The organism is Rhodococcus sp. MALMAid1271 (assembly GCF_049195265.1).
In the GTDB taxonomy this organism is placed as follows: domain Bacteria; phylum Actinomycetota; class Actinomycetes; order Mycobacteriales; family Mycobacteriaceae; genus Rhodococcoides.
Map to the genome: position 1 here is coordinate 1 of NZ_JBMIRQ010000011.1, position 10,611 is coordinate 10,611.

At 64.6% G+C, this 10,611-nt stretch carries 11 protein-coding genes; 2 read left to right on the forward strand and 9 right to left on the reverse strand.

What is annotated here, in order from left to right:
• Positions 1 to 361: 361 nt before the first annotated feature.
• The 3 genes from ACOQFP_RS00130 to ACOQFP_RS00140 form a co-directional block, all read right to left on the reverse strand.
• Positions 362 to 817 (reverse strand): 6,7-dimethyl-8-ribityllumazine synthase, encoded by a 456-nt coding sequence (locus ACOQFP_RS00130; protein WP_421583086.1) that lies wholly within the window; start codon positions 815 to 817, stop codon positions 362 to 364.
• A gap of 10 nt (positions 818 to 827) precedes the next feature.
• A complete protein-coding gene (locus ACOQFP_RS00135; protein ID WP_206486803.1) occupies positions 828 to 1,259 on the reverse strand; it encodes a DUF1810 domain-containing protein in 432 nt (143 codons plus the stop codon).
• Positions 1,260 to 1,334: 75 nt separating this feature from the next.
• Entirely contained in the window at positions 1,335 to 1,919 is a 585-nt protein-coding gene (locus ACOQFP_RS00140; RefSeq protein ID WP_421583087.1) for a TetR/AcrR family transcriptional regulator, read from the reverse strand.
• A 61-nt stretch (positions 1,920 to 1,980) separates the two neighbouring features.
• Between ACOQFP_RS00140 and ACOQFP_RS00145 the strand changes: the two genes are divergently transcribed.
• A complete protein-coding gene (locus tag ACOQFP_RS00145; RefSeq protein WP_421583088.1) occupies positions 1,981 to 2,742 on the forward strand; it encodes an SDR family NAD(P)-dependent oxidoreductase in 762 nt (253 codons plus the stop codon).
• A 153-nt stretch (positions 2,743 to 2,895) separates the two neighbouring features.
• Here the strand turns inward: ACOQFP_RS00145 and ACOQFP_RS00150 are convergent, their stop codons facing one another.
• Positions 2,896 to 4,311, reverse strand: a complete 1,416-nt coding sequence (locus tag ACOQFP_RS00150) for an acyl-CoA synthetase (RefSeq protein WP_421583089.1) — start codon at positions 4,309 to 4,311, stop codon at positions 2,896 to 2,898.
• A 2-nt stretch (positions 4,312 to 4,313) separates the two neighbouring features.
• Here ACOQFP_RS00150 and ACOQFP_RS00155 point away from each other — a divergent pair, with 2 nt between their 5' ends.
• Positions 4,314 to 4,739, forward strand: coding sequence for a hypothetical protein (locus ACOQFP_RS00155; protein WP_421583090.1), 426 nt, complete (start codon positions 4,314 to 4,316; stop codon positions 4,737 to 4,739).
• A gap of 179 nt (positions 4,740 to 4,918) precedes the next feature.
• Here the strand turns inward: ACOQFP_RS00155 and ACOQFP_RS00160 are convergent, their stop codons facing one another.
• From ACOQFP_RS00160 to ACOQFP_RS00180, 5 genes are all read right to left on the reverse strand, one after another.
• Complete coding sequence (locus tag ACOQFP_RS00160; RefSeq protein ID WP_421583091.1) at positions 4,919 to 5,536, reverse strand: LysE family translocator; 618 nt, start codon at positions 5,534 to 5,536, stop codon at positions 4,919 to 4,921.
• A gap of 125 nt (positions 5,537 to 5,661) precedes the next feature.
• Positions 5,662 to 6,765 (reverse strand): succinyldiaminopimelate transaminase, encoded by a 1,104-nt coding sequence (gene dapC, locus ACOQFP_RS00165; RefSeq protein WP_421583092.1) that lies wholly within the window; start codon positions 6,763 to 6,765, stop codon positions 5,662 to 5,664.
• A gap of 5 nt (positions 6,766 to 6,770) precedes the next feature.
• Complete coding sequence (gene fdxA, locus ACOQFP_RS00170; protein ID WP_008714223.1) at positions 6,771 to 7,094, reverse strand: ferredoxin; 324 nt, start codon at positions 7,092 to 7,094, stop codon at positions 6,771 to 6,773.
• Positions 7,095 to 7,209: 115 nt separating this feature from the next.
• The gene (locus ACOQFP_RS00175; protein ID WP_421583093.1) at positions 7,210 to 7,956 is read right to left on the reverse strand and encodes a hypothetical protein; all 747 of its coding nucleotides are present in this window, start codon (positions 7,954 to 7,956) and stop codon (positions 7,210 to 7,212) included.
• Positions 7,957 to 7,994: 38 nt separating this feature from the next.
• Entirely contained in the window at positions 7,995 to 10,496 is a 2,502-nt protein-coding gene (locus ACOQFP_RS00180) for a bifunctional FO biosynthesis protein CofGH (RefSeq protein ID WP_421583094.1), read from the reverse strand.
• Positions 10,497 to 10,611: the final 115 nt, after the last annotated feature.

Sequence of the window (10,611 nt, forward strand, 5' to 3'; positions counted from 1 at the left end):
CTCGCGGGTGACGCGGGTGTCGATCTCGGCGACGAGGGCGATGCGGCGGGCTTCGAGCAACTGGATCTGGTGGGAGACCGCGGCGGCGTCGGCGAGGAGTTGGTCCTCGCTCAGTTGCCAGATCTCCGTCGTCATGACCCAGACTGTATCGAACGGGTGTTCGAGTCGCAATGATCGTCAAATCGAAAACTATTGCCCTGCACAACTATTCGCCAGCACGTTCTTGTCGGTAGCTCGTGGTAGGCATAGCTCGATGGTCGTGAGTCGTACTCGGTCACGACGGTCCCTGGTGGTCCAGGACCTTCCAATCGGCGACGGCATCGAACCGTCCTTGTGGATCTCGGATCGACAGCCCGGTTCGTCAGCCGATGGTCCCCAGCGACGCCACAGTCTTCACCACAGCGCGGGCCGCCTCGGCACCCTTGGTTTCCAGGTGCGCAGTGAAGAAGGCTTTGTGGTCGGCGTGTTCGTGAAAATGATGAGGCGTGAGCACCACCGAGAACACCGGCACGTCGGTATCGAGTTGCACCCGCATCAGGCCGTCGATCACCGCCGTTTCGACGAAGTCGTGGCGATAGATTCCTCCGTCCACCACCAGCGCTGCGGCGACGATCGCGGAGTACTTACCAGTCCTCGCGAGCCGCTGGGCGTGCAGCGGAATCTCGAAGGCCCCGGGCACCTCGAACACGTCGATGGGTGTCTCGGCCTGTCCGAGCTTCTCCAGTTCGGCGGCGAACCCCACTCGCGCGCGGTCGACGATGTCCAGGTGCCAACTGGCGTGAACGAAGGCGATGGATCCGGCGAGTGGAGTCGTCATGGGAGCGATGCTATCGGTAACGCTCGTCCAGCAAGTCGAGTGTTGCACCATCGGATTCGCCATCGAAATATTTCTGCAACACTTCGTCGAAAACGGACGTTCCGCTGGTAGCTTCGGCGAAGAGCGTCATGGACGACTGCAATTTCAGATTGTCCGGATAGCCGAAAATCGCATCGACCGTCCGACCCTCGATTCCCACGGTCAACCGAGCTGCCTTCTGCAAGCGAGGCCCCAGCACCTCGTGGGACAGGAACAGCTGCGCCTCGGTCAGATCAGCGATGCCGAAGTGTTGAGCGGTGGCACTACGCCCCAACCCTGCCAACTGCGGGAACACGAACCACATCCAATGCGTCTGCTTCCGTCCCGCCTTCAGCTCCTTGGTCACCGCAGTCCAGACGGGATCCTGGGCGTCGACGAAGCGTTGCAGGTCGTATTCGGTCATGCCACCCAACCTAGTCAGGAGTGGAGCCTGCGGAACGACCAGATCATCAGGAGTGGAGCCTGCGGAACGACCACATCAGGTGAACCCGCGCAGCAGGGTGTCGACGGTGGCGTCGAGCAGATCCTCCGCCGGGACACCGTCGAGCAGGTCGCCGGTGGCCAGCATCGCGACGCCGTGCACGCTGGCGAAGGCTACCCGCGCGAGCATCTCGGGCGGCGCTTCGGTGATCACACCGGCGGCAATGGCATCTTTCAGCAGTGTCTCGGTGGCCGTCATACTTTGCTGCGCCACATCTTTCAGTTCGTCGCTTGCATCGGGGTGATGCTTGGTGTTGTACATGACGTCCAGTAATTCGGGGTGCTCGACGGCAAACCCGAGGTAGGCGCGGGCGACGCCGCGGAACCGAGACATCAGCTCGCCTCGGCTCGACGCCGCCGCGAACGTTCGGCGATTCAATTCCTGAAAGCCTTTGAATGCCAAAGCATCCAGCAGCGCCTGCTTGTCGCGAAAGTGACGCGCAGGGGCTGCATGGCTGACGCCGACGTCCCTGGCCAACTGACGGAGCGAGAGTGCCTCGACTCCGCCGCGTGCGATGCTCCGCTCCGCCTCGTCCAGAAGTACCGCCCGCAAGTCGCCATGGTGGTAGCGCCGGGTAGCCATGCATTCACCCTAAGCGATGTTGCCGTTGACAACAATGATGACACTGCCTACATTTGCAGCCATGACATCCACAGTGCTCATCACCGGAGCAAGTTCAGGCCTCGGCGAGGAATTCGCCACTCGGTTCGCTGCACGCGGCGACAATGTCGTCCTCGTGGCGAGGCGGGTCGATCGACTCGAGGCACTCGCTCGCCGAATCGAAGCCGAATACGGCGTCACCGCCACCGTCGTCGCGATGGACCTGGGCGTACCGGGCGTCGGGGTGCAGCTACGAACCACGTTGGCCGAGAGAGGAATTACACCCACTTCACTCGTCAACAACGCAGGCTTCGGAACGCACGGCCGGTTCGCCGACGAGGATGCAGAGCGCCTGGCTGCCGAGATCACACTCAACGTCACCGCCCTGGTCGACTTGACGCACGCATTCCTGCCGACCCTCACCGGTGCCCTGATCAACGTGGCGAGCACCGCCGCGTACCAACCCACTCCCAACATGGCCGTCTACGGGGCAACGAAAGCCTTCGTGTTGAGCTTCACCGAGGCTCTGGCATTCGAGCACCGCAACTCGCCACTGAAAGTACTCGCGCTCTCCCCCGGCCCGACGCGTACCGAGTTCTTCGACGTCGTCGGTTCCGAGGACGCAGCAGTGGGCAACTTTCAAACCTCGGAGCAAGTTGTCTCGACAGCGTTGCGCGCGTTGGATTCTCGTCGCACTCCGGCCAGCGTCGTCTCCGGCCTGTCGAACAAGATCAGCGCAGGCAGCGTGCGCCTGGCCCCGCGCAGGCTGGCAACCGTCATCAGTGGTCGCCTACTGAAAGCGTGAACCCACAAAACGCGGGCACGACGCCAATCGCTCACTCCCGTATGAGATTCGGCCGGATTCATGCGATCGCGGAATCGAGCACGCCGCCGATACCGAAGGCGGGTGTGCGTGTGCCACCAAGGAAGGTCGCAGTCGCGCACACCCGCCCGACGATCAGCCCAACAGTTTCTTCTGCACCTTGCCCATGGCGTTGCGCGGCAGTGAATCGACGACGCGAATCTCGCGGGGCCGCTTGTGGATCGACAGTTCGCCGGCAACCAGGTCGATGAGCACCTGGTCCTCGATGCCGGTACCGACGACGAACGCCACGATGCGCTGGCCAAGATCCTCGTCCGGCACACCGATGACGGCGACCTCCTCGACGCTCGGGTGGCCCAGTAGCACCGTCTCGATCTCACCCGCGCCTACGCGATAGCCACCGGACTTGATCAGATCCGTCGACGCGCGCCCGACGATGCGATGGAACCCGTCGGGCTCGACGAGGGCGACATCGCCCGTATCGAACCAACCGTCCTCGGTGAAGGTCTTCGCCGTCGCTTCCGGGTTGTTCAGGTAGCCGTCGAACAGCATGGGGCAGCGGATCTGCAGTGCGCCGATGGATTCGCCGTCGTGAGGCAGGATTTCACCGTTCTCGCCGCACAGCCGCGTCTCGACTCCTGCCAGCGGTAGTCCCACCGAGCCGGGTCTACGCTCCCCGTCTGCGCGCGTGCTGATGGTGATGAGGGTTTCGCTCATGCCGTAGCGCTCGACCGGGGCCTGGCCGGTGAGTTCGCGCAGCTTCTCGAACACCGGAACGGGCAGCGGCGCACTGCCCGAGACGAGCAGCCGGGCACCTGCGAGCGCGCGGGCCGATTCCTCGTCGGCGGCCACCCGCGACCAGACTGTCGGTACACCGAAGTAGAGCGAACCGCGCGCCGCCGCGTACAACTCCGGGGTCGGTTTTCCGGTATGAACCAACGGGCTGCCGAACCGCAGCGGGCCGAGCATGCCGAGGATCAATCCGTGTACGTGGAACAGCGGAAGACCTTGCACCACAGTATCTTTCCACGTCCAGTTCCACGCATCCGCCAACGCGTCGAGTCCGGCAGCAATGGCACTGCGGGAGATCAGCACGCCCTTCGGCGGGCCGGTGGTGCCCGAGGTGTAGAGCACGAATGCGACTGCGGTCGGCTGCGGTTCGGCGTAACTGTGCCACGAGCGTGCATGTTGACGCACCGGCAGAACCTCGAGCCCCGAGGTCTCGGGCGGTGTTTCACCCAACCAGGCCTGCACGCCCGAGTCGCGCAGGATGTGCTCGCGCTCTGCGACACCCGCGTCCGGCGGGACCGGCACCACGGTGACCCCGGCGATCAAGGCACCGACGACCGCGAGCACCGTCTTCACCGACGGCGTTGCATGGATCGCGAGTCGCTCGGCCCGCGCGATCCGTTCGGCAACCGATGTCGCGGCTCCCAGGATGTCGGCGCGAGAGAGCGATACCCCGTCGATGGTGATGGCGTCGGGAATGTCGTCTCCCCGCGCAACGGCGAGTGGGTTCAGTGAACGAAGCAGCACATGGCTACCGTACATACATGGACGTGGACGGAATCGACACCGGCGACTACGCCGAGTACATGACGGTCGCAGCCGGTGACCTGCAGGCGGGTGTCTATCTGATCGGAACCGACGCCGAGCAGGACGACGATTCCGACGATGATCTCGAGCTGGACCTCGAGGACGAGGACTCAGATGACGACGATATCGACATAGCTCACATCACCGACGGCGCGCCGCGGCTGGTCTACTCGGTACAGTCCGACGACTTCTGGACGAGAGTGGAGTTGGCCGATCTGAGAGCCACTCAACTGTACGAGGAAGCTCACGCCCGGAACCCGGAGGTCAACACCGAGCCGAAGCGCTTCACGACCGTCGAGGCCTTCGGTAGCAACGAATTGGTGTACATCCTGCGCATCAGACGCGGCGGCTGGGACGTGAGCGAGGCAGACCTCGAGCCGTGATCCACGCGGCCCCTCAGTCCTCGCAAACGCGCGCGCGTTCGCTGAACGCGAGCGGTTTCGCGTCACGATTCTGCACGCGTATGGCAAGTGCGCGCGCGTTTGCGAGATCTAGGCCGCGCCCCAGTACCCGTCAGTCGTGAAACGTGATGCCGGCCCCTTCCCCTACTTGCTGTTGTCGACTAAGCCGCGGACGCGACCGTTCCGATACCGAGGGCAACGAGGAATCCGGCACTGACGCGGTCCAGCCACTCGGACACGGAGGGCTTGCGCAGCAAAGCAACCGCACGTGATGCGACGACGGAGAAGACTCCCATCACCAGTGCGGCCACCAGCACCTCGACCAGGCCGAGTGTCATCGCCCCGGCGAAGGTGACCACGGTGAGGAACTGCGGCACCACCGCGAGGTAGAACAGTCCCACTTTGGGGTTGAGCGCACAGGAGAGGACTCCGGCACCGAATGCCGACCACGCGGATGCGGCGACGGGGACGAGCGGCTCACCGGCCACCTTGCCCTTCCTGCGTGCGCGAAAAGCCATGACGCCCAAGTACAGCAGATACAGACCGCCGAGAACCTTGACGATGCGATATGCCGTCGCGGACTGCTCGACGATGGCCGCCAGGCCGACCGCCACCAACACGGCCCAGAACAGTCCGCCGATCGCGACTCCCATTGCCGCGGCGATTCCGGGCTTGAGGCCGCCGATGCTGTAGCGCAGCACCAGAAACGAATCGGGGCCGGGCAGGATAGCCAGCAGAAAACACACGCCGGCGAAACTGAGCAGCAGGGTGGGGGTCATGGGTACATGAGAACACCCAGCCCGAGCTGGGTCCAACTGACTTCACCGTCCACTGTTCGCGCCGCGCCACGGAATCCCGTCATCGGTGGGAAATAGTGGACACTCAGCGCACCAGAGAAGCCCGACTACCCGCGCAGGCGAGTAGCCGCAGCCTCGATCCGCTCGTCCTCGGCCGTCAACGCGATACGCACGTGCTGCCCACCGTCGGGGCCGTAGAACTCGCCCGGGGCGGCGAGGATGCCGCGGTCGGCGAGCCAGTCGACGGTGTCGCGGCACGGCTCGTTGCGGGTTGCCCACAGGTAGAGCCCGGCCTCGGAGTGATCGACGGTGAATCCGGCGGCTTCCACGGCGGCCTTGAGCACCGTTCGCCGAGCCCGATAGCGCTCACGTTGGATGTTCTCGTGCTCGTCGTCAGCGAGGGCCGCAGTCATGGCGGCTTGGATCGGCAGCGGCACCATCATGCCCGCATGCTTGCGTACCTCGAGCAGCTCCGCGACGAGGGACGCGTCCCCGGTGACGAAGCCGGCGCGGTAGCTCGCGAGATTCGAGGTCTTCGAAAGCGAATGCACGGCAAGGAGATTCGCGTGATCACCGTCGCACACGCGGGGATCGAGGACGGATACGGCGTCGGCGTCCCAGGTCAGGCCCAGGTAGCACTCGTCGGAGACGACGATGGCGTCGCGTTCGCGGGCCCATCCGACGACCTTGCGCAGGTGGTCGACACCGAGCACCTTGCCCGTCGGGTTGGACGGCGAATTGACGAAGATCAGCGACGCCCGCTCCGGGCCGAGTCGATTGAGTCCGTCTGCCCGCAGGATGCGCGCACCGGCGAGCAGTGCACCCACCTCGTACGTGGGGTAGGCCAGCTCGGGAATGACGACAAGGTCCTCGGCTCCCAGGCCCAGCAGCGTCGGCAACCAGGCGATCATTTCCTTGGTGCCGATGGCAGGAAGTACGGCGTCCGGTGACAGTCCGGTGATCGAGTAACGGCGTTCGAGCGCAGCGATCGCGGACTCCCGCAACGCCGGGGTACCGACGGTGGTGGGGTAGCCGGGTTCGTCCGCAACCGAGTTCAGTGCGGTCCGAATCACCTCGGCCACCGGGTCCACCGGCGTACCGACGGACAGATTGACGATGCCGTCCGGATGCGCCGACGCCTTCTCCTTCGCGGCGGTCAGCGAGTCCCAGGGAAAATCGGGCAGCGTCGCTGCCACCGCTCTACGTGCCAAGGTCGTCAGTTCTCGCCCATGGGAGGCAGAGCCTTGATGAACGGCGGGTCGTAGTCGGTCTTTCCCAGTTTCGCTGCGCCGCCCGGGGACCCGAGGTCGTCGAAGAAGTCGACGTTGGCACCGACGTAGGCACTCCACTGCTCGGGCACGTCGTCCTCGTAGAAAATGGCCTCGACGGGGCACACCGGCTCGCAGGCTCCGCAGTCGACGCATTCGTCGGGGTGGATGTACAGCATTCGGTTACCCTCGTAGATGCAATCCACCGGGCACTCTTCGATGCACGCTTTGTCCAGTACATCTACGCACGGTTCTGCAATCGAGTAAGTCACTGCTGCTCTCCCCTCCTGTATCGATTCGTGGGCGCACGTGCGCCCTGAGCATCCTAGTATCGCGGTCCGAGCCTGGGTCAAACCGACCAGGGTGGCCTCACCTCACCCCGGCCCGCTAGCGCCGCAGGTCCTTGTCGACCGATGCCGAATCCCGGTGGTGGGCGGCGAGCCACTTCCGCCCCTGCTTGGCGGCACGAGAGAGCGCCCCACGCTCCCCGAGATATCCGGCGACACCGCCGATGAGCGGGATTGCGCCGATCACCCGGTAGAAGCCACGGGGGTGTGGCCGCTTCTCGAGCTCACCAGCGACGTCACGAAGGACATTGGCGATCCGCCACATTCCGCGCAGCAGCGCGAATGGGCCCGACGTCGGTGATTGCTCCTTCTTTTCCGGGGCACTGTCTGCGATGGACGTCAGATCGCGCTTGCACAGCACCGATCCGAGCAGTGCGACGTGCGTCTCGCGGTCGGTCACCCCGGACTCACGGGCCACGGCGACGAGCACCATCGCCTGATTGGCGAAACCGAGGAGGTCCTGGAGTGGCAGACGATTGACCAGAATTCCGAACACACCGGGGAACGCCACTGCGACAGTGTTCAGAGCCCCGATTCGATTGACCCACCACTGCGAGCGGGCGTCGCTGTCGAGCTTCTCCCACCCGGCGGTTCCCGGAAAATCGGTGGTGTCGAAGGCCTTCGCGAGAAAATCGATGACGTTGTCCAGCTTCGAATCCTCGTCGGAGGATTCGCGAAACGTTCGCCCCTTGAGACCGATCGGGTCCCGCTCGGCGAGGAGGTCCAGCACGGGATCAATGATGGCGACGGCACTGCTCAATACCGCGGCGACTCGACGGTCGTCCATGTCAGACAAGCTCCGTTTCGGATGAAGGGACCCGGGGGTCAGATCGAACCGACCACCGATACCGCCGGGGCCGGGCCGTACGTGGTGGTGCGCTGACGAACCGGTCGGCCGATGCCGTCGGCGATCTCGTGCAGTTCCGCGACGGTCTTCTCCGATCCGTTCTGCGAACCCGCCATTCGTGAGATCGTCTCCTCCATCAGGGTCCCGCCCAGATCGTTCGCGCCTCCGTTCAGCATCGCTTGTGTACCCGTGATTCCCAATTTCACCCATGAGGTCTGAATGTTGTCGATCCGGCCGTGCAGCATGATCCTCGCCAGGGCGTGCACTGCGCGGTTGTCCCGGTTGGTCGGACCCGGCCTCGATGCACCGGCCAGGTACAGCGGCGAGGACTGGTGCACGAACGGCAGCGGCACGAACTCCGTGAACCCTCCGGTCTTGTCCTGGATCTTCTTGAGCACGTTCAGATGACCGACCCAGTGCGACGGGTTGTCGACATGGCCGTACATCATCGTCGAGCTCGATCGCAGCCCCACTTCGTGGGCGGTGGTGATCACTTCGATCCACTCGGCGGCGGGCAACTTGCCTTTCGTCAGTACCCACCGGACCTCGTCGTCGAGGATCTCCGCGGCGGTACCGGGGATCGAATCCAACCCGGCGGCCCGCAGCTCGGTGAGCCACTCGCGGATCGACTGTCCCCCGCGGGATGCTCCGTTGACGATCTCCATCGGCGAGAAAGCGTGCACGTGCATCGACGGCACCCGAGCCTTCACCGCCCGCACCAGATCGGCGTAGCCCGTCACCGGAAGCTCGGGGTCGATTCCGCCCTGCATGCACACTTCGGTGGCACCGACGACGTGTGCCTCCCACGCTCGATCGGCAACCTCGGTGGTGGAGAGGGTGAACGCGTCGGCGTCGCCTTTGCGCTGCGCGAACGCGCAGAAACGGCACCCGGTGTAGCAGATGTTGGTGAAGTTGATGTTGCGATTGACCACGTAGGTGACGGTGTCTCCGTTGACCTGTCTCCGCAGATCGTCCGCGAGCGCGGCGACGGCATCCATCCCCGGCCCCTCGGCCGTCGCCAGTGCGAGATACTGCTCGTCGGACAGACCGGACGGATCCTTCTCCGCTGCAGTCAGGGCCGATACCACGTCCCGGTCCACCCGTTCGAGGCCTGCGAGGTCACGAACTTGCTCACGGATCGACTCCCAGTCACCGAACGCATTCGCCAGATCCGAACGGGTCTCGGTGTTGCGGCCCTGCGTGTCGATCTCGGTGTTCAGATCGACCCGGCCCGAGGACTCCCACTGCTCGTCCGGCTCCTGCCACGGCAGACCCGTCGGGTTCACGCCCTCTCGAGCCATTCCGGTATCGGGATCGGCCAATGCATCCACGTGTGCCGAAATTCGGGGATCGATCCAGGGAGCGCCGGCGAGAACGTACTGAGGCTGCGCCGCGGTGCGTTCCACCAGTCGGTATCCGGCCGTCGCCGACAGCTCGGCGAGAGTGTCGAGATTCGGCCATGGCCGCTCCGGATTGACGTGATCGGGAGTCAGCGGCGACACTCCGCCCCAGTCGTCGACGCCTGCGCCGAGCAGCGCCGCGGTTTCCTCTGGTTCGACCAGGTTCGGCGGGGCCTGAATCCGCATCGAGGGGCCGACCACCATCCGCGTCACCGCGATGGTCGCCAGGAATTCTTCCAAACCCGCGTCGGGCACCGACCGCATCGCGGTATCGGACTTCGCCAAGAAATTCTGCACGATGATTTCCTGAACGTGCCCGAACGACTTGTGCACCTTACGAATTGCCATGATCGACTCTGCCCGGTCGCGGAGCGTCTCACCGATGCCGACGAGAATGCCCGTCGTGAAGGGGATATTGAGTCGACCCGCATCGGTCAAGGTCCGCAGCCGCACCTCGGGGTCCTTGTCGGGGCTGCCGTAATGCGCCTGCCCCTTCTCCTCGAACAACCGTCGCGAGGTGGTCTCGAGCATCATCCCCATCGACGGTGCCACCGGCTTGAGACGCGAAAGCTCCTGCCAGGACATCACTCCGGGATTGAGGTGCGGCAGCAAGCCGGTCTCCTCGAGCACCCGAATCGACATCGCGCGCACGTAATCGAGAGTCGAATCGTAGCCGCGGGAGTCGAGCCACTCCTTGGCCTCTGGCCACCGTTCCTCCGGTCGGTCACCGAGAGTGAACAGAGCTTCCTTGCACCCCAGTGCGGCACCCTTGCGGGCGACGTCGATGATCTCGTCCGGGTCCATGAACATTCCGTGACCGGCGGCCTTGAGCTTGCCCGGAACCGTCACGAACGTGCAGTAGTGACATTTGTCGCGGCACAACCGAGTGATGGGGACGAATACCTTGCGCGAGTACGACACCGTCTTCGGCCTGCCCGCAGATTCGAGTCCGGCATCGCGCACCCGCGACGCCGAGGCCATCAGATCGGTCAGATCCTCACCGCGGGCGTGCAGCAACACGGTGGCTTCGTCGACGTTCAGAGACACTCCATCGCGAGCGCGGCGCAGCACTCGTCGCATCGCAGAGGGGGCAGGTGCGGAGTCCGGTAGAGAAGTCACCCGTCGATCATGCGCCTCGGTGGTACGCACGTGCCACCCGCGGTACACCGTCGTGCGCCTTTTGCGTACCTGGAGG

Bases quoted from the DNA above. Each gene is read 5' to 3' on its own strand.
- ACOQFP_RS00130 (WP_421583086.1), bottom strand. From the start codon at position 817: ATGACGACTCCACTCGCCGGATCCATCGCCTTCGTTCACGCCAGTTGG.
- ACOQFP_RS00135 (WP_206486803.1), bottom strand. From the start codon at position 1,259: ATGACCGAATACGACCTGCAACGCTTCGTCGACGCCCAGGATCCCGTC.
- ACOQFP_RS00140 (WP_421583087.1), bottom strand. From the start codon at position 1,919: ATGGCTACCCGGCGCTACCACCATGGCGACTTGCGGGCGGTACTTCTG.
- ACOQFP_RS00145 (WP_421583088.1), top strand. From the start codon at position 1,981: ATGACATCCACAGTGCTCATCACCGGAGCAAGTTCAGGCCTCGGCGAG.
- ACOQFP_RS00150 (WP_421583089.1), bottom strand. From the start codon at position 4,311: ATGTACGGTAGCCATGTGCTGCTTCGTTCACTGAACCCACTCGCCGTT.
- ACOQFP_RS00155 (WP_421583090.1), top strand. From the start codon at position 4,314: ATGGACGTGGACGGAATCGACACCGGCGACTACGCCGAGTACATGACG.
- ACOQFP_RS00160 (WP_421583091.1), bottom strand. From the start codon at position 5,536: ATGACCCCCACCCTGCTGCTCAGTTTCGCCGGCGTGTGTTTTCTGCTG.
- ACOQFP_RS00175 (WP_421583093.1), bottom strand. From the start codon at position 7,956: ATGGACGACCGTCGAGTCGCCGCGGTATTGAGCAGTGCCGTCGCCATC.
- ACOQFP_RS00180 (WP_421583094.1), bottom strand. From the start codon at position 10,496: ATGCGACGAGTGCTGCGCCGCGCTCGCGATGGAGTGTCTCTGAACGTC.